General features: G+C 71.4%; 17 protein-coding genes. 11 read left to right on the plus strand and 6 right to left on the minus strand.

Going from position 1 to position 17,968, the window contains the following annotated elements:
* The first annotated feature begins 535 nt into the window (after positions 1-535).
* The 4 genes from ABZ934_RS25350 (at position 536) to ABZ934_RS25365 (ending at position 5,057) form a co-directional block, all read left to right on the plus strand.
* Positions 536-991: a GNAT family N-acetyltransferase gene (locus ABZ934_RS25350; RefSeq protein ID WP_361317314.1), complete on the plus strand. Its 456-nt coding sequence runs from the start codon at positions 536-538 to the stop codon at positions 989-991.
* A gap of 890 nt (positions 992-1,881) precedes the next feature.
* A complete protein-coding gene (locus ABZ934_RS25355) occupies positions 1,882-2,925 on the plus strand; it encodes a bifunctional DNA primase/polymerase (protein WP_361317562.1) in 1,044 nt (347 codons plus the stop codon).
* The gene (locus ABZ934_RS25360; RefSeq protein WP_361317317.1) at positions 2,922-4,499 is read left to right on the plus strand and encodes a phage/plasmid primase, P4 family; all 1,578 of its coding nucleotides are present in this window, start codon (positions 2,922-2,924) and stop codon (positions 4,497-4,499) included. Before ABZ934_RS25355 ends, ABZ934_RS25360 begins: the two co-directional genes overlap by 4 nt.
* Positions 4,500-4,679: 180 nt before the next feature.
* A complete protein-coding gene (locus tag ABZ934_RS25365) occupies positions 4,680-5,057 on the plus strand; it encodes a DUF6009 family protein (RefSeq protein WP_136214053.1) in 378 nt (125 codons plus the stop codon).
* 124 nt (positions 5,058-5,181) lie between these two features.
* On the opposite strand, the gene ABZ934_RS25370 is transcribed toward ABZ934_RS25365, so the two are convergent.
* Both ABZ934_RS25370 and ABZ934_RS25375 read right to left on the minus strand, forming a co-directional pair.
* On the minus strand, positions 5,182-5,742 hold the full coding sequence (locus tag ABZ934_RS25370; RefSeq protein ID WP_361317321.1) for an XRE family transcriptional regulator: 561 nt from the start codon (positions 5,740-5,742) through the stop codon (positions 5,182-5,184).
* Positions 5,743-5,748: 6 nt separating this feature from the next.
* Positions 5,749-7,866, minus strand: a complete 2,118-nt coding sequence (locus tag ABZ934_RS25375) for a helix-turn-helix transcriptional regulator (RefSeq protein ID WP_361317324.1) — start codon at positions 7,864-7,866, stop codon at positions 5,749-5,751.
* A 194-nt stretch (positions 7,867-8,060) separates the two neighbouring features.
* On the opposite strand from ABZ934_RS25375, the gene ABZ934_RS25380 reads away from it, so the two are divergent.
* From ABZ934_RS25380 to ABZ934_RS25390, 3 genes are all read left to right on the plus strand, one after another.
* Positions 8,061-8,822 (plus strand): GNAT family N-acetyltransferase, encoded by a 762-nt coding sequence (locus ABZ934_RS25380; RefSeq protein WP_361317327.1) that lies wholly within the window; start codon positions 8,061-8,063, stop codon positions 8,820-8,822.
* A gap of 103 nt (positions 8,823-8,925) precedes the next feature.
* Positions 8,926-10,371 carry an argininosuccinate synthase gene (gene argG / locus ABZ934_RS25385; RefSeq protein ID WP_361317330.1) on the plus strand — a complete coding sequence of 482 codons (1,446 nt, stop codon included), beginning with the start codon at positions 8,926-8,928 and terminating at the stop codon, positions 10,369-10,371.
* A gap of 350 nt (positions 10,372-10,721) precedes the next feature.
* Positions 10,722-10,856: a hypothetical protein gene (locus ABZ934_RS25390; RefSeq protein WP_361317332.1), complete on the plus strand. Its 135-nt coding sequence runs from the start codon at positions 10,722-10,724 to the stop codon at positions 10,854-10,856.
* A 23-nt stretch (positions 10,857-10,879) separates the two neighbouring features.
* Here ABZ934_RS25390 and ABZ934_RS25395 read toward each other — a convergent pair whose 3' ends face one another.
* Complete coding sequence (locus ABZ934_RS25395) at positions 10,880-11,650, minus strand: glucose 1-dehydrogenase (protein ID WP_361317335.1); 771 nt, start codon at positions 11,648-11,650, stop codon at positions 10,880-10,882.
* A 270-nt stretch (positions 11,651-11,920) separates the two neighbouring features.
* Here ABZ934_RS25395 and ABZ934_RS25400 point away from each other — a divergent pair, with 270 nt between their 5' ends.
* From ABZ934_RS25400 to ABZ934_RS25410, 3 genes are all read left to right on the plus strand, one after another.
* Entirely contained in the window at positions 11,921-12,508 is a 588-nt protein-coding gene (locus tag ABZ934_RS25400) for a ScbR family autoregulator-binding transcription factor (protein ID WP_361317338.1), read from the plus strand.
* Between the two features lie 231 nt (positions 12,509-12,739).
* Positions 12,740-13,618, plus strand: coding sequence for an AfsR/SARP family transcriptional regulator (locus tag ABZ934_RS25405; RefSeq protein WP_361317340.1), 879 nt, complete (start codon positions 12,740-12,742; stop codon positions 13,616-13,618).
* A gap of 100 nt (positions 13,619-13,718) precedes the next feature.
* Complete coding sequence (locus tag ABZ934_RS25410; protein WP_361317343.1) at positions 13,719-14,396, plus strand: ScbR family autoregulator-binding transcription factor; 678 nt, start codon at positions 13,719-13,721, stop codon at positions 14,394-14,396.
* Positions 14,397-14,427: 31 nt separating this feature from the next.
* Here the strand turns inward: ABZ934_RS25410 and ABZ934_RS25415 are convergent, their stop codons facing one another.
* Both ABZ934_RS25415 and ABZ934_RS25420 read right to left on the minus strand, forming a co-directional pair.
* Entirely contained in the window at positions 14,428-14,976 is a 549-nt protein-coding gene (locus tag ABZ934_RS25415; RefSeq protein ID WP_361317346.1) for a flavoprotein, read from the minus strand.
* A 122-nt stretch (positions 14,977-15,098) separates the two neighbouring features.
* On the minus strand, positions 15,099-15,575 hold the full coding sequence (locus tag ABZ934_RS25420) for a GNAT family N-acetyltransferase (protein ID WP_361317348.1): 477 nt from the start codon (positions 15,573-15,575) through the stop codon (positions 15,099-15,101).
* Positions 15,576-15,751: 176 nt separating this feature from the next.
* On the opposite strand from ABZ934_RS25420, the gene ABZ934_RS25425 reads away from it, so the two are divergent.
* Positions 15,752-16,717, plus strand: coding sequence for an NAD(P)-dependent oxidoreductase (locus tag ABZ934_RS25425; protein ID WP_361317351.1), 966 nt, complete (start codon positions 15,752-15,754; stop codon positions 16,715-16,717).
* Here ABZ934_RS25425 and ABZ934_RS25430 read toward each other — a convergent pair.
* A complete protein-coding gene (locus tag ABZ934_RS25430) occupies positions 16,669-17,733 on the minus strand; it encodes a ScbA/BarX family gamma-butyrolactone biosynthesis protein (protein WP_361317354.1) in 1,065 nt (354 codons plus the stop codon). The two genes, ABZ934_RS25425 and ABZ934_RS25430, sit on opposite strands and share 49 nt — an antisense overlap.
* Positions 17,734-17,968: the final 235 nt, after the last annotated feature.

A 17,968-nucleotide genomic window follows, 5' to 3' on the forward strand; every position in this document is an offset into this window, starting at 1 on the left:
CACCCCCCACACCCCCGCCCTGCCCGCCCCCGCCCCCCTGGGGGGGGGCGGCCCGGTGGGGGCGCTGAGCCGGAGAGGGGAGCGGGGACTTTTGTCCGCGGACAAAAGTCGGAGCGGCGCCGGGAGCGGGGAGTTCGCGGTCTGGTGAGGGGCGTAGGACGTCGTACGGCGTTGCTCGGTACCAGGCATCGCGGAGGACGGCACGTCCGACCACGCGGGCGGCGGTCGTCGGCATGGCCATCTGGGGACGCCCTTGGCAAGGGCCGGCGGAGGTCGCCGGTGGTGGCGGTCGAGGCGGCGGCCCCTCTCCTCGGTCTGTTCCAGGGGCGCGACGAACTCTTGGTCTGTACCGCCCTGCCCCGGCAGGTTCGCCGTCTTGAGCGCGGGCTTCGGTGGATGGACCCGAGGGGCCCCGGTCAAGGGGCGTCCGGCATGCTGGGGTCCGGCCGGCCGGCGCGAGGTTCGGAGAAGTTCTCGGGCGGCTCGGCCGTCACCGCCAATGGGTGAGGGATGACTCCGGGAAGAGGACGAGACGTTGGACATCGCGGTGGACGACCTGACGGGTCCCGAGATCGCCAGGTTCCTTGAGGAACACGTCCGGCAGATGCGGTCCATCACGCCCGAGGGCAGCAAGCACGCCCTCGATCTCGACGGCCTCCGGAACGCGGACACGACGGTCTGGTCGGTCTGGGACGGGCACACGCTGGTCGGCTGCGGCGCGATCAAGCGGTTGGACGCGGCGCACGCGGAGCTGAAGTCGATGCGTACGCGGGCCTCCCGGACAGGGAGCGGGGTCGCGTCGCGGCTGCTGGAGCACATCATCGCGGAGGCCAGGGGAATGGGTTACGCCCGGCTGAGTCTGGAGACCGGCTCCTCCGCGTTCTTCCTGCCCGCGCGCAGGCTGTACGAGAAGTTCGGCTTCCGGGAGTGCGTGCCGTTCGCGGCCTACCGGCCCGACCCGAACAGCACCTTCATGACCAGGGAGCTCTGAAAGGGGCTGAAGGGGGCTCTTCGTGGGCCTCTCGCAGCGGCTCGTGGACCGGGAGGTCGGGCCGGCTGTTTCCCGTGCCCTTCTTCTGTGTCCTCCTTCCGTCCCTCCTGTCGAGGGGCGCTGCCGCGCTTCGGGGTCGAGCCCCCCTCCCCTGTCCCCCCTGACCCCCGACAGGTGCTGAGGGTCTGAAGAACGGCTTCGGTCCCTGGCCCTTCAGTCACTGCATAACCTGCAGGTCAGGGGCTTGGGCCCGGCTGCACAGGGACCGAAGGGACTCAAATCTCTAGTTATAAGCCAGATATGCATTACCTAGATCCTTTACGCGCCCGCGCATACACACACGCACGTAAAGGCCGGAAGTAGTGACTTTGAGTCCCTTTGGTCCCTGTCAGTCCCTGTGCATCTCTGTGACCTGCGGTTTTTCCGAGGGACTGAACGGTCAGGGACCGAAGCGGTTCTTCAGACCCTCAGTACCTGGGGAGGCGGGCCGCACCCGGGCGAGACCGCAGGTTGTCTTTTTTCCTGGGGTGGCCGTCGCGGACGACTGGAAGCCCGGTGGAGGAGGAGCGAGCTCTCGGCAGGTGCGAAGGGAGGCGACACGCCCGGGGGGAAAGGCCGAAAACCGCCGGGATCCCGGCGGGGCGAAGGAGCGTAGGACCTCAGGGACGGAGGGACTGAAGGGACTCAAATTCGAATAGAGGAGTGATCCACACCGGACGCGGCGGTGTGGCTGGGGTAATCTCCGCGATAGTGAATCTTCAGTCCCTCTGGTCCCTCCCTAGCAAGGTCCGGGGACAGAGCAGTCGACCCGACACCGCGTCAAGGAAGAGCCAGTGCTTGTCCATCCCGAGGAGCCGTCACAGGGTGTGCGCGGCGGGGGGCCGGTGGATGTGGCCGTCTGGCTGGCGGGGCGGGGTTATCCCGTCCATCCGCTGGCTCCGGGGGGCAAGACCCCGGCGGCCAACTGCCGTGACTGCCGGGAGAGTGAGCACGCCCCGGAGGCGTGCCCGTGCCGTGCCGAGCGTCGTTGGTGTCATGGGTTCCACGCGGCGACCACCGACCTGCGTACGGTGCGGGAGTGGTGGGCGGCCGAGCCGGGATTCGGGATCGGTGTGTCCTGTGGGGGCGCCGGGCTCGTGGTCATCGACGTGGACGCGCACTCGACGCCGCTGCCCGACCGGCAGCGGCTGCTTCCCGGCATTCCCATCGACGACCGGGTCGATCTGACCGGTCTGCAGAGCGGATTCGACACCTTGGCGCTTCTGGCCGCATACAGGTCCCGGCCCAACCCCTGCGAGGACACCTCCACCTTGCGCGTACGCACGCCCTCCGGCGGGATGCACATCTGGTACCGGGCGCCCAAGGACGGGCCCCGGTTCCGGTGCTCCAGCGGGTCGAGTTCCCGGGTCGCCCTGGCCTGGCAGGTCGATGTGCGGGCGATCGGCGGCTACATCGTGGCGCCCTCCACCCGTACCACCGCGGGGGTCTACGAGGCGCTGCCCGGGGCCCGGGTGCCCGCGGCCCTGCCGCTGTGGCTGGCGGCCGAGTTGGTGAGTACGGGGCACGACGGGCAGTCCGTCGCCGCCGCGGCGGTCCCGGGCCCGGCCAAGCCGCCTGCGCGGGGCCGGGGGCGGCAGGGGCACGGTCAGGGTCAGGGGCGGGGTGAGCGGCTCCTGGCGTCGCTGTTGGAGGAAGTGCGCGCCTGTGGACTCAGCCCCTCCGGGACGGCGTTCAGCGAGAAGCTCAACCGGGCCGCCTTCACCGCCGGCGGACTGGCCGCCGCCGGGCACCTCCCGGAGGAGGAGGGCCGCCGGCTGCTCCTGGAGGCGGCGGACCGGGCGCGGCCGCACCAGACGCGCCGCAACGTCCTGATCGTCGACGCGGGGCTGCGCGCCGGAAGAGACCGACCGATCCAGCCCAAGGAACGCACATGAGCGCCGGAAGCACGGGGTTCGACGCCCAGGCCGCGGCGGAACAGCTCGCCGCGTTCACCACGGATGCCACACCGGCGGGGCCTCGGCTGCCCGCCCAGCAGGGAGGGGGGCAGGCCGTCGCGGGCGCCGCGGACTTCGTCCAGGCCGGTCTGTTGAACAACCTGACCGACCGGGGCAACGCGAAGCTGTTCGCGCACCTGCACCACGACCGGTTCCGGCACGTCGAGGGCCTGGGTTGGTACGTGTGGGACGAGTACCGGTGGAAGCGCACCGGTGGCGAGAAGGCGGCGATCTGGGCCGCCGGGGACATGGCCGAGGAGCTGCCCGTCCACGACCCGCGCGGGGTGTTCACCGATCGCGAGCTGGCCCAGCACCGCAAGCGGGCCATGTCCACCTCGGGCGTGAAGGCCATGCTCACGCAGGCCAAGGCCTCGCCGGAGCTCGCGCTCGACCCCGACACCCTGGACGGGGACAAGTACGCCCTGTGCACCCCGGCGGGCGTCGTGGACCTGCGTACGGGCGACCTCCACAAGCCCAACCCCAACCGCGACCTGCACTCGCGCGCCACGCACCTGGCGCCCGAGGCCATGCCCACGCCCCGGTTCCACCGGTTCCTCGACGAGACCTTCGGCGAGGACGACAAGGGCAAGGAGATGATCCACTTCCTGCATCTCCTGCTCGGCTACAGCATCACCGGCGATGTGGGCGGGCAGGTGCTGCCGTTCCTGTACGGGGTGGGGGCGAACGGGAAGTCCGCGCTGCTCGACGTGGTGATCAAGATCCTTGGGGACTACGCGGACGTGGCGCCGCCCGGTTTCCTGATGGAGCGCGGCAAGTTCAACGAACACTCCACCGAGCTGACGGAGCTGCACGGTCGGCGGCTGTTCGTCTGCAGTGAGCTCAAGCCCCACGACAAGTTCGACGAGGCGCGGGTCAAACTGCTGACCGGCGGCGACCGGCTCAAGGCGCGTCGGATGCGGCAGGACTTCTTCAGCTTCGAACCCACCCACAAGCTGTGGCTGTTGGGCAACCACCGGCCGGAGGTGGGGACGGGCGGCCATGCCTTCTGGCGCCGGATCCGGCTCATCCCGTTCGAGAAGGTGGTGCCCGACCACCGCAAGATCGACAACCTGGCCGAGACGCTGGTGCAGGAGGAGGGCCCCGGGATCCTCCACTGGATGATCCAGGGCGCCAAGGCGTACCTCGCCGCCAAACCGGCTCTGGTGGGGCCCAGCGTGGTCCGTACGGCCACGCAGGCGTACGCCACCACCGAGGACCACATCGGGCGGTTCCTGGCGGAGTGCTGCACGACCGGGAGCGACTTCGCCGAGCCCCGCGACCTGAAAGTGGAACAGGGCGCCCTCTACCGGGCCTACAGTGCCTGGTGCAGTGACGGGGAGGGCCTGCGGCCCGCGACCACGCGCGCGTTCGCCACGCGGATCAGGGCCGAGGTCGGCGTCGCGTCGCCCAGTGAGATGTTGCGCTCGAACGGGCAGAAGTTCTATCCCGGGCTGGCGCTTCTCGCGGACGAGGACCAGTTACCGCGCGAGGCGAACAGGGCAACCACGACGTGATCGGCCCATGCGTGCCGCCGCCCCGGGACGGGCATGCCTACGATGGACGAGGAACATGAAGACATCCACCACCCGTTCGCGCCGCACAGGCGGCGGCTGCATAACGGCACCGGCGTCGCTCGCGGCGTGGCGGAACCAGGGGCCCCACGGGGGCGACGTGCACGAGGAGGGACCCACGCCATGAGCTCGCTACTGTCAGCAAGCGATCTCGCCCACGAGGTCAAAGTGGTGTGGCTGGAGAACCCCGAACAGCTCGACTACGTCCGCCAGGCCCTCGACAAGACCCCCCGGCGGCGGGGCAAGCCCCGTTACCACCGCGACGGGCGGATGATCGGCTTCACCGAACTCGGTGAGACGGCGGAGGCCGATCCCGACAGCGGGCTCCAAAAGCGTCGGGTCTTCTACTTGCTGCCGCACGACCGGGACGCCGAGCCCGACGGGCTGTACCGCGAAGGGGCGCCGGGCGAGGCCGTGGATCCCCGCACGATCCAGCCCCGACAGGTGGGCCGGAAGACGGAGCGGTCGCAGCGGGGCCTGTCCGCGCCCACGGTCGCCTGACCCGTTTCCGGTAGCGGTCCCTCAGGTCCCTCGGGTCCCTCGGCGCGCGGGGAGGCCGAGACGCGGGGGACGTCCTCGCCCAGGCCGCCGCGCGGATCGTGGAGGCCGTCGGGGGGCGGGGAGGTCAGAAGGCGAAGTCGACGTAGTCGATGTCGGTGAACTCGACCAGGAGTCCGGAGGCGCGGGCGCCGTTGTCCTTGAAGTAGATCTCCTGGAGGCCCTCGGCCGCGATGGCGCGGAGTTCGGCTTCGGTGGCGCCGGCCGCCTGGGCGGTGAAGAGGCGGCTCGCGTACTCCGGAGGCAGGTGCTGGGTGATGCGTCGGATGCGGCCGTCGTCGGTGGTGCCGGGGGCCGCGGTGAAGCCGAAGCGGGCGCGGGTCTCGATGACGAGGCCGGTGGTGCGGGCGGCCCGGTCGCGGGCGCGCCTGCGGACCACGGGCTGCCAGCGCCGGCGTACCTCGTCGGCCAGGCGGGCGGCCAGGGTCGGTTTTGGGCTCCGGATCTGGTTCTTGACGTATCGCTCGACCGTGCGCTGGGAGATGCCCAGCAGACGGGCCGTTTCCCGGGTGGACTTGAGCTGCTTCACGAGGAAGCGCATCTGGGCGCCCGCGGACTTGGGGATCGGGCGGGTGAAGTTCTGCTCGTCGGCGCGGAGCAGGCTGTCGTCGATGTCGGAGGGGGGCATGGGTTCTTACTCTCCGTCGGCCGCTGCGTCGTGGCCCTTGATGTGGCGTGCGGGGTTGAGCTGAGAGTCGAGCATCTCGACCGCCCAGAGGAGGGGTTGGGTCCCCTCGTGCTTGACCATGCCCGGGCTGACCCCGATCCGGAAGCCGCCGGGGAGGGGCTTGCCCTCGGGGGTGCGGGGCAGGAAGTCGAGCGGGCCCGGGCCGGGGGAGAGGTAGACGGCGCAGTCCGAGAGGACCGCGATGGGGTACTCCCCGGCGGCGGTGGCGAGCTTGCGCATCTTACGGTGCATGTTGACGCGGGCCGTCGAGATGACGGCGGCGCGGATGTCGGGGCGCCACGTGGCGCGTTCGAGGGCGGCCCACGGTTCGCCGGGGCGGTAGCCGGCGCCCTGGGGGCGTTCGCGGAGTTTGCCGATGCCGCCCTTGACGGTGGATTTGATCGCGGAGAGGACCGAGGCGGCGATCGGATCGTGCTGCTTGTACGTCGTCATGGCCTCCAGGAACTCGGCTTCCGTGAGGGCGGGGGTGATGCCGAGGTCGGCCATGGTGGCCATGTAGGCGTCGCGGAGGCGGGTGTACCAGGCGTCGAGGTAGGCACCGCTCTCGGGGCGGATCCACGCTTCGGTGGGGTGCACGGCGTGGCCCAGTTCCTCGGCGTAGGCGAGGGTCGGGGTCGCGTACCAGGCGGGGCCGGTGGGGGGCCGGCCGTGGGGCGTGAAGGGGCTGGGGAGGCGGGGGTCGTGGGGGAGGGCGGAGAGGTCCGCCAGCCAGCAGCCGGGGGTCTTGGGGTCGAAGCGGGGCGCGGTCGTGTGGGTCGCGGGACCCAGGCCGACGACGAGCCGGTTGGCCGCCGCGGCGAAGGCCATGTTCACGTCGATGCCGACGGCGTGGGTACGGGCGCACTCGGCGTCGGTGAGGAGCTGCGGGTCGCGGATCCAGTCGTACGCCTCTTCGTCCAGGACCTGGTCCGGGGTGCGCTGGTGGGCGCGGGGGTAGAGGGCGGCGACGACCGGGTGTTCGTCGGGGGCCTCCGGGGGCGCCGGGTCGACGGGGTGGGTGAGGGAGCCGGCCACGGGGGCGGACTCCCAGGCGTTCGTGACGGGGTTGCGGGCGGCGCGGGTGGGCGGGCGCAGGGCCGTCATGAGTTCGAGGCCGGTGACCGCCGTGGAGCCGCGCGGGGTCAGCACGCGGGTGGCGTACGTGGTGAGCAGTTCGGCGAGTTCGGGCGCGGGGAGGTCGGCGGTGTCCTCGCCCCAGGCGCGGGGGTCGAGGGCGCCCCAGGGCAGGACCGCGAGCTGGACGCACTGGCGGCCGGTGGTGGGGCTCGCGGGGCGGTAGACACGGGCCCAGGGGCCGAAGCCGCGGCGGGTGAGCTGCCACTTGTGCTGCGCGAGGAGCTTGAGGGTGGGGTGGTTGTCGGGGAGGCGGAGGGCGCGGCGGTCTTCGAGGGTGAGGGGGAGACCGAGGGCTTCGGTGGCGGCCGCGGTGAGGACGAGGAGGGGGTCGCCGTCCTTGCCGTTGCGGTGGAGGCGGGGGGAGCGGAGGTCGGCTTCGGGGCTGAGGGCCCAGGTGATGAGGGTGGGGAGGTGGGTGGCGGCCTTGGGGGGGAGGTCGAGGAGGAGGCCGCCGGTGGTGTGGGCGTGGGAGGTGCCGGTGAGGACGGCGAGGGGGGTGGTGTGAGGGGTGGTGCGTGGGGTGGGGGAGTGACGAGGGAGGGCGGTGGGGGTTTTGGGGGTGCTGGGGTGGAGCTGGGTCGGGGGCGCCGGCGCCGGCGTGGGTCGAGGTGTGGGTTCGGCGGCCTCGGTGGGGGAGGGGCGAGCGGGCGGCGCGGGCGGGGGGGTGGCCGGCGTGCCGGGGGCCGGGTGGAGGGCCGAGAGCCCTTCGAGGAGGCGGGCGTAGGCCGCGCGCTTCGGGGGACGGGGGGCGGTGCGGCCGGTTTCCCAGGAGGTGACCGTTTCGCGGCGTACGGAGAGGGCCTTGGCGACCTGGTCCTGACTCAGGCCGGCGGCTTCGCGCAGGCGCTTGCGCTCGTCGGGGTGGGGCAGGCCGTCCTGTGCGGCTGCCTCTTCCAGCAAGGCGTCGACCGCTGCGAAGAGCGTGGTCTGTTCAGGGTCGTGGCTCATGGGGTCTCGTCGGGTCTCTCGTGTGGCGCGTTCGTGGACGTCTCCGCGGTAAGGCTATGCGAAGCGCACGTTTGAACGCACTTGAAACGCACGGAGGTCATGGACGGCGTCGAAGGATCGAGGCGGACGGGCCTTTCGTCCCGGCCGGGGAAAACCGTAGGTGCCCGTCGTCCTCGGCTGCTTACCCTCGGCCCATGTCGAACTCGGAGCTCCGGCGGATCAACTCCTTCATGACGGCCTTCGCCCGCCGCGCGGCTGCGCGTACCGTCGACCTCCCGGGCGGGTTCGCCGTGTACGACGACGCCTTCGCTCACTCCCACGCGGACAACCAGGTCGTCATCGACGACGCCGTCGACGGCGAGGCGCTGACCGCCATCACGGACGAGGCACTGGGGCATCTGCCCCACCGGCGGATCTCGGTCCTCGACGACACGGTCGCAACGGCGTGCGCGGAACCCCTGCTCCGGGCCGGATACACCCACTCCACCCTCCTCGTCATGCTGCACACCGGCCCCGTGCCGGCGGGGGGACCCGCGCAGGAGGTGGACCTCGACGCCCTGCGCGTCCCGCTCACCCGGCGATGGCGGGGTTTCCTTCCGGACGCCGATGACGAGGTGCTGCGCCAGCTCGTGGAGCGGCGCGAGGCGCGCCGCCGCGGCGCCGAGATCGTTCGTTTCATCGCCGCCCGCACACAGGAGGGCGAGGTCGCCTCGTGGGCCGACCTCTATGCGGACCCGGCGACCGGTACGGCGCAGATCGAGGACCTGATCACCTCGGAGGCCCACCTCAGGCGCGGTTACGCCGATGCCGTCCTGGCCGCCGCCCTGCGCCTGGCCGCCGACAACGACTGTGGCACCCGGTTCCTGATCGCGGATGCGGCGGACTGGCCCCGTCAGTGGTACGAGCGACGTGGCTTCACCGTCATCGGCCGCTCGCACTGCTTCGAACGCGGCTGATCGATCGCGAGCCGACCGCGCGCACACCCCGCCTTGAGCTTCCTCGCCGAAATCAGGGGCGCCGGGTTTTGCATGATCATGCGAGGGTGTGCATACTCTTCCTATGTCTAAGGTCCTCACCTCCCTTCCCGCCGGCGAGCGCGTCGGCATCGCCTTCTCAGGCGGGCTCGACACGTCGGTCGCGGTCGCGTGGATGCGCGACAAGGGCGCGATCCCCTGCACCTACACCGCCGACATCGGCCAGTACGACGAGCCCGACATCGGCTCCGTGCCCGGGCGGGCGAAGACCTACGGGGCCGAGATCGCGCGCCTGGTCGACTGCCGTGCCGCGCTGGTCGAGGAGGGTCTGGCCGCGCTCACGTGCGGCGCGTTCCACATCCGCTCGGGCGGCCGGGCCTACTTCAACACCACGCCGCTCGGCCGCGCCGTGACGGGCACGCTCCTGGTCCGGGCGATGCTGGAGGACGACGTACAGATCTGGGGCGACGGCTCCACCTTCAAGGGCAACGACATCGAGCGGTTCTACCGGTACGGGCTGCTCGCCAACCCGCACCTGCGGATCTACAAGCCCTGGCTGGACGCCGACTTCGTGACCGAGCTGGGCGGCCGCAAGGAAATGTCGGAGTGGCTGCTCGCCCACGACCTGCCCTACCGGGACAGCACGGAGAAGGCGTACTCCACCGACGCGAACATCTGGGGCGCCACCCACGAGGCCAAGACGCTGGAGCACCTGGACACCGGTGTGGAGACCGTCGAGCCGATCATGGGCGTGCGGTTCTGGGACCTTTCGGTGGACATCGCCCCGGAGGACGTGACGATCGGCTTCGACCAGGGCCGTCCCGTGACCATCAACGGCGCGAAGTTCGCCTCGCCCGTCGACCTGGTGATGGAGGCGAACGCCATCGGCGGTCGCCACGGCATGGGCATGTCGGACCAGATCGAGAACCGGATCATCGAGGCCAAGAGCCGCGGCATCTACGAGGCGCCCGGCATGGCGCTGCTGCACGCAGCGTACGAGCGCCTGGTGAACGCGATCCACAACGAGGACACCGTCGCCCAGTACCACAACGAGGGACGGCGCCTGGGCCGGCTGATGTACGAGGGCCGTTGGTTGGACCCCCAGGCGCTGATGGTGCGGGAGTCGCTGCAGCGCTGGGTCGGCGCGGCCGTCACCGGCGAGGTGACACTGCGGCTGCGGCGCGGCGAGGACTACTCGATCCTGGACACCCGGGGCCCCGCGTTCAGCTACCACCCGGACAAGCTGTCGATGGAGCGCACCGAGGACTCGGCCTTCGGCCCGGTGGACCGGATCGGCCAGCTCACGATGCGCAACCTGGACATCGCCGACTCGCGCGCGAAGCTGGAGCAGTACGCGGCCCTCGGCCTGATCGGCACCGCCAACCCCGCGATCGGTGCGGCGCAGGCGGCGGCGACCGGGCTGATCGGCAGCATGCCGGAGGGCGGCGCCGAGGCCATCGCCTCCCGGGGCGAGGTCTCCGGTGAGGAAGAGATGCTGGACCGCGCGGCGATGGAGTTCGGCACGGACTGACGGACCGGGGCCGACGGGTCCGACGGGGTCCGTCGAGCGCGTTGAGCGCGACGTGCACGATCAGCAGGACGAGCAGGACGAGCAGGACGAGGACGACGCGAGAGGTCGGCCCGGCGCCCGTGGCGCGGGGCCGGCCTTTTTGCGTTGTGTCGCCGGCGGCGGCGACCTTCGGAAGTCCGCTCCTCGCGGCGCGGGTCCGTTTCCCGGGCGGTGGGTCGGGGGGAGGGGGCCGGGGACGCCGTCGAGGGGAGGACCTGTGGCGGGTGATCCGCTGCCGGGGGTGCTGATCGCGGTGCCCGTGGTCCTGCTCCTGTGCCGGGCCGGCGCGGTGGCGATGCGCATGGCCGGAGTTGTTCACGGTGCTGGTGCTGATGGCCGTGGTGACCACCGCGCTGACGGGCCCGGTGATCCGGCGGATGGTCGTGCGGGACACCGTGGACACCGTGGGCGTCGACGCCGGCAACGCTCCTCCGGCGGATCGTTGACGGCCGTGGGTGTCCCGGGAGGGTCAGCGGGTGGTCCAGCCGCCGTCCACGGAGAGCGTGGTGCCGACGACGAACGAGGCGCGGTCGCTGCACAGCCACACGGCCGCTTCGGCGATCTCGGACGGATCGGCGATCCGGGGAAGGAGAGCCGCCTGGAGGAGCATGTCCTCCACCTCCGGGTTGTGCTTGATCCAGTTGTCGATCATCTCGCTGCGCGTGGAGCCCGGGGCGACCGCGTTGACGCGGATGCCGTGGGGCGCGTACTCGGTCGCGGCGGCCTTGGTCAGGCCGATGACGGCGTGCTTCGAGGCGATGTACGTGGCCCCCACCGGGGTGGCCACCAGGCCGGCGGTGCTGCTGTTGTTCACGATCGCGCCGCCGCCGGTCAGCAGCATCGCCCGGATCTGGTGGCGCATGCAGTTCCACACGCCGCGGACGTTGGTGTCCATGGCGGTGTCGTAGGCGTCCTCGTCGAGGAGGTGCATGGGCTTCGGCTCGACGCCGATACCGGCGTTGTTGAAAGCCGCGTCCAGCTTGCCGTACGTGTCCACGGCCGCGGCGACGGCGCGGGCGACGTCCGCGGAATCGGCGACATCGGCGACCACGTACTGGGCCTGGTGTCCCGTGGCGCGCAGCTCCTCGGTAAGTGCGGCAAGTTGCGGTTCCCGGCGGGCCACCAACGTGACCGCGGCGCCTTCCCGGCAGAACATGCGGGCCGCTGCCGCCCCGATACCGGCGCTGGCACCCGTGATCAGAGCCGACTTGCCTGCGAGAACACCGATGTCACCAGTCATGAAAGCTGACATTAGCAGCGGGTAGGCGGCTTGCACCGGGCTGTCACCAAGAGCGCGTGAGGAAGGGAGAAGGGTGTGGAGAGCGGGTGGGACAACGGGGCGTGTCGAGGGTGCGGCGGAGGTACGGGGAGCGGCCGACCGGAACGGGAAGCCGTGGCTCCAGTGGGAGTCCGCCCGGACTCCTCTGTGGCCACCGACTGTGGCGGCCCGATCCCGTCACACCCTCTCAGGTGTACCGCGCATGCGGCGAATGCGGTTTGTGGAGCCCCCATGGATAAGCAGGAACGTGCCGCGCGCACGCGGGAGTCACTCGTGCGCGCGGCCGCGGAGGTGTTCGCCGAGGAGGGGTTCGCCGCCGCGTCCGTCGCGACGATCAGCCACCGGGCGGGAGTGACCACCGGGGGATTCCACTTCCACTTCGCCGGAAAGGCCGCGCTGGCGCGGGCCGTCGAAGACCGGTCCGTCGAGGCGGTGCGGCGGATCATCGACACGGCCAGGGCGGCCGGGGAGGTGACGGCGGACCCGTTGCGGGTGTTGTTGGACTCCACGTCCGCGCTGATGGTGTTGCTGGCCGAGGACGTCGTGGTGCGGGCCGGCTTCGGGCTGTCCGCCGATGTCGCGCACGGCGGCCGGGTCGACGTGTGGGGCAAGTGGCGGGTGTGGGTGGACGAGTTGCTGGAGGCCGCCGAACGGGCCGGGACCCTCGCCGAAGGCGTGTCCCGCCGGGACGCGGCGCGGGCGGTGGTGGCCTCGACGGTGGGGCTGGAGGTGATGGGCGCCGCCGAACCGGGGTGGGCCGCGCCGGAGACGGTGGCCCGGATCTGGACGCTGATGCTGGGCGAACAGGCGGCGGAGTAAGAAAAAGAGACCAAACGGTTTGATAATTGGCGGGATTTGCGGGGCTGGAGAGGATGAGGTGATGCCGGCGTGAGGGGAACTGTGCAGGTGGCGAGGGTAATGAAGGGTATGGAGGCGAGCGGGAGGGGCGGAGTTGGGGTAAATGGATCGATGCACTCTGCTGGTTGACAAACCGTCTGTCCCGTTTTTTACTGGCTCTCGCGACCTCATCCAAGGACAGGGGAGTACGACGTGGACATCGATGTACTGGGCGCACTGGCCGTGCGGGAGAACGGGATTTCCATCACGCCCACCGCCCCCAAGCCCCGGCAGGTCCTGGCCCTTCTGGCCCTCCATGCCGACCAGGTGGTACCCGTGTCGGCACTGATCGAGGAGCTGTGGGGCGGTCTGCCGCCGCGCAGCGCCCGGACGACGTTGCAGACGTACGTGCTCCAACTGCGCTCGCTGATAGCGGCGGCCCTGGACGGCGGTGACGGCTCTCGGACGGCGAAGGACGTGCTGGTCACCCTGCCGGGCGGGTACCTGCTGAACAGCGGGGGCGGGACGAGCGACGTGCGGGAGTTCGACCGGCTCTCGTCGCTGGGCTACCGGGCGATGGACGCGGGCGACCACCCGGGGGCGGCGCGGCTGCTGCGGGAGGCGCTGGCGCTGTGGTCGGGACCGGCGTTCGCCGACGTGCACGGCGGTGTGCAGCTGGACATGGAGACGCGGCGGCTGGAGGAGACCAGGCTGTGCGCCCTGGACCAGCGGATCGAGGCGGACCTGCGGCTGGGGCGGCACCGGGAGCTGGTGGCGGAGCTGACGGTGTTGGTGAGCCGGTACCGCACGCACGAGAACCTGCACGGACAGTTCATGCTCGCGCTGCACCGGTCGGGGCGGCGGGGGGAGGCGCTGGACGTGTACCAGCGCCTGCGGACGACGCTGGTAAGGGACTTGGGGCTGGAGCCGTCCGCCGCGTTGCGGCGGCTGCAGCGGTCGATCCTGATGGCGGGGCCCGACGGGGTGGCCGCGGGGCGGGTGGTCGGAGCGACGGCGACCGCGGGCGTCGGCGTCGGTGTCGGTCTCGGGGCAGGTACGGGGGAAGTGCGGGAGCGGCTCGTACGGGCCTGATGGCCGGGCCCGATGACGGGCCTGGGGGCCCGGGGTGCGGGCTCGATGTACGGGTGGCGTGCGGTAGGTGCGTGGTGGCGCGGGCGAGAGGAGACGAGCGGTGCAGGAGAGGTCGGAGCGGACACGTAGGCGGTTGGTCTTCGCCGGGGCCGAGTTGTTCCACCGCCACGGCTACGCCAACGCGACGCTGGGCGACATCGCGCGGGCGGCGGGCGTGACCAAGGGGGCGCTGTACTTCCACTTCGCGTCGAAGGACGACCTGGCCGACGCCGTGCAGCGCAAGGGGTGTCGGCTGTTGCACGAAGCGGTGCGCGGGCTCCGGGAGGGCGGGGCCTCGCCGTTGCAGGCGCTGATCGACACGACGCACTGGCTGGCGCGGACGCTGCACGAGGACGCGGCGATCCCGGCGAGCTTCCGCATCACCAAGGAGTGCGCGGGGCAGGAGCCAGCGGTGATGGACTTCCACGGGGCGTGGCTGGCGTCTGTGTGCGAGCTGCTGCGGATGGCGCGCGACGCGGGGGAGATGGCGGCGGCCGGACCGGTCGCGGACGGGTTCGACGGGGACGGGTTCGACGCGGGCGGGCAGCCCGGCCGGGAACGCTGGGAGGAGGCGGAGGCGTTGGTCGCCGCCGCCCTGTCCGGGATCGAGGTGCTGTCCGGGACCGGTTTGTCGTACGGGGAGTTGCGCCGCAAGGTCGCGGCGCTGTGGGGGTTGCTGCTGCCGAGCCTGGTGGGTGAGGCCCGGGTGGGGCAGTACCGGACGGCCGGCGTCGCGTAGCGGCGGAGTACGCGGCGGACCGGGCAGCCGGTCACGGGGTCGGGCCGGCCGCCGCCCGGTGCACGGCGTCGAGGGCCGGCGTCCAGGGGAAGGGGGCCGGGGCGGCCTCGCCCGGCGCGGCCGGGGCATAGCCGTTCTCGCCGTACAGCAGCCCGACACCCGCACCGCGCAGCACGGTCAACGACAGCTCGAAGCGCGGATGCGCCGCCAGCGCGGCGTTGAGGCTGGGCACGGCCACGGTCGGGGTGCCCCTGCCGATGGCCTCGGCGGCGACCCCGGCAACGAACCGGTCGGTGAGGCCGAGGGCCCAGGCGTTGAGCGAGTTGAAGGTGGCGGGGGCGAACAGCACCGCGTCGGCGGGCGGCCAGGCATCGGGTTCGCCGGGCAGCGGGTACTGCCACAGCACGGCGTTCCCGGTGAGCGCGGCCAGTCCGTCGAGGCTCGCGGAGACCCAGTGCGCGGCGGTCGGGGTGAGGCCGAGGCAGACGTTCCAGCCGCGCGACTGGGCGTCTTCGATGACATGGGCCACGTCGAAGACGGGTGGCGCGGCAGAGCAGAGCAGGTACAGAGTCCTCGTCATACCGCCATGTGATCATATTCCCCGCCCTCGACCATGCGTGAGGGTGCCGGGAGCCGCCGCAGCCCCGCCGCCGCCGCCCCGCCGCGTCGCCCGGCAGGAGGAAACGGCGGGCGCCGGGCCCGCTACGCGGAGGGCGTCAGGTCCAGGACGCCCACCCGCTGGCCGCCGCTGAGTTCGCCCGTGGTGCGGAAGCCGAGCCCGAGGTAGAAGGGCTCGGGGCCGCGCTCCCCCGCGTGCCAGGTGACGTAGAGGCGCGAGCCGCCGGAACGGCGGACCTCCTGGGCGACGGCCCCCACGGCGAAGCGGCCGTACCCCTTGCCCTGGTGGTCGGCGGAGATGTTCAGGCGCCACAGGCCCGAACGCCGGTCGGCCGGGTCGCCGTCCCAGGCACAGTCCAGGAACGCCATGACGAATCCCACCACTTCGTCCCCGTCGACGATGGCCCGGGGCCAGGCGAACGGCCCGTTGACATACGCTTCCGCAAGCGATTTCAAGACAGGAGCCACGAAGTGCTCCTGGTGCGGGTGGAGCCGGATCGCGCACACGGCGTCGAAGTTGTCGGGGGTCACCGGCGTCAGACGTGGAGTTGAGCTGGTCATATTCTCAGCCTACTTTCCTGTCGTCGGGTGATCGTCAGGCCGGACATGAGGTATGACAGGACGAGACCACGATCGGGGACCCCCGGTCAGGGGCCTCGACAAGGCCCGAAGAGAATCCCCAGCAGAGCCTCCGGCTCTCCGGCGAAAGGCTGTCGTTGATACCCGAACGGATCCTCGTGACGGGCGGCACCGGCTTCGTCGGCTCCCATGTGACGCGGTTGCTGCGGACCTCGGGCCATGACGCCCCCGTGCTGCGGTTGTTCACCCACCGCCGCCCGACCCCCGGGGACGGCGCCGACGCACGGGCCGTGGAGACCGTGACCGGCGACCTCACCGACCCGGCTTCGCTGCGCGGGATCTGCGACGGCGTCACCACCGTCGTCCACCTCGCGACCCGGATCGGCGGCACGCACGAGCAGTGCCGGGCGGTCAACACCGAGGGCACCCGCGCCCTGCTGGCCGAGGCCGAGCGGGCCGGCGTACGGCGCTTCGTGCACCTCGGCACCGCCGCCGTGTACCGGGACGAGCCGCACCGTGGCGCGGCGGAAGGAGTGCCGGTCGAGGAGCCGTCCTCCTCGACCAGCGTCACCCGGCTGGCCGCCGATCGGTTGGTCCTCGCGGCCGGCGGCACCGTCCTGCGGCCGTACCTGATCTATGGCCGCGGAGACACCTGGGTGATCCCCGCGGTCGCGGACCTGATGGGCCGGCTCCCGCACTGGGTGGACGGCGGCCGGGCGCGGATCTCGATGATCTCGGCGGACGCGCTGGCGGGGGCCGTGGCGGACCTGGCACGGCTGCCCGGGCTCCCCGCCGGACAGGTGTTGCACGCCTCGCACCCGGAGCCGGTGACCTGCCGTGAGCTGATCACCGCCGTGTCCCGGGCGCTGGACGTGCCGCTGCCGGAGGGGGATGTCACCCTGGACGAGGCGCTGGCGCTACTGGGCGGCGCGGACGATCCCCTCGTACGCCGCAGGCTCTCCCTGCTCACGGTCGACCACTGGTACGACAGCAGCCGGTTGTGGAAGCTGGTGGGGACGGAGCCCGGCCCGCCGCCGGCGGCGGCGTTGGAGCGGTACGCCTCGTGGTACCGGGATCAGAGGACGGCGAGCGCCGGGGCGGTGAGGGGAGCCGCGGCGACCTGAGCCGCGGCGACGTCGGTGGTGGCGGCGACGGTGGCGACGTCGGTGGCGGACATCGAGCCGGTGACCAGCGCCTCGAAGACCTTGGTGTCGCCCTGACGGCCGACCACCCGCACCGTGCGCACGGAGGGGTCCGAGGAAGGGGTCGGCTCCGCCTCGATCCAGCAGGGCGCGTCGAGTTCGGCGTAGTTGAGGAAGGACGACTCGATGCCCGTGACGCTGAACGAGTCGCTCGCGAAGGAGCTGTACGCCGCCTGCCGGGCCGCCTCGACCAGGACCATCGCGGGGTGGTGGTCGTTGGCGTGCTCGAACAGGATGGGGTGGTTCAGGTGGGGGTTGAGCAGCCAGCGGCCCGCTTCCGCCGTGGGGGCGAGCACGACGTCGATGGGTAGGACCCGGCCGGCCTCGACCGCGGGGATGGGCGTCTCCCGGGGTACCGGTGCGGCGGCGCTGCTGCTGCATTCGCCGCGAAGCCGCCGGTAGACCGCCGGAGGGACGAAGCTGAAGAACGCGGTGCCGGTGGCCGCGACCCGGCCTTCGCGGCGGACGCTCACTTCGAGGAAGCCGGAGAACCGGTTGCCCTTCCAGGCGAAGTCGCGGCACGAGGCGACGAGTTCGAGGTCGGTGGGTCTTGTGCCTATGAGGAGCTGCGCGCGGTCCGCCTTGAAACCGAGGTTCCACAACAGGGCGTTGTGTCCGAGCGGTACGCCGTACTCGGCGTGGCACAGCAGGAGCCCGGCCTGGCGGATGGTCTCGCCGGCCTGAACCGGGTCGTGGCTGGTGCCGTCGGCACTGGTGAAGAAGGTGTGGGCGCGGGGCCACTGGCCGTTGAGCATGAAGAGGCCGTCACCGATGCGTCGGTAACCGGTCAGGAACACCTCCGCGACGGAGCTCCGGTGGACGTATTCCCTCGGTACCGTGCTCGTGAGCTCTGGAAGGTCGTTGCAGCGCGTCCAAGGCGCCCCTGTTCCAGACAGGGGTTGCACCTGGGCATTGGTCTGGAACGTCAGCAGGGTCATTGAGCTCTCCACAGAGTCGTATCGACGGTTGGGGGTGCACTCCTGAAGCCGCAAGATACGTACTCTCCGGTTTTGTTTGCAAGGTAGTTCGGCGGTGCAGTTGTGACATGACCGCGGCCTCCCGAGGGCCTCGACAGGGGCGCGGGGGTACCTCATCCCGACCCCCATCAGGCACGTTACGGATTGATCGCACTGAGTGGCACTCTGTGGTCCCGTCCCAAGTGGGAGGGGGTAT

Origin of the sequence: Streptomyces sp. NPDC046557, from assembly GCF_040645975.1 — a bacterium.
GTDB lineage: Bacteria > Actinomycetota > Actinomycetes > Streptomycetales > Streptomycetaceae > Streptomyces.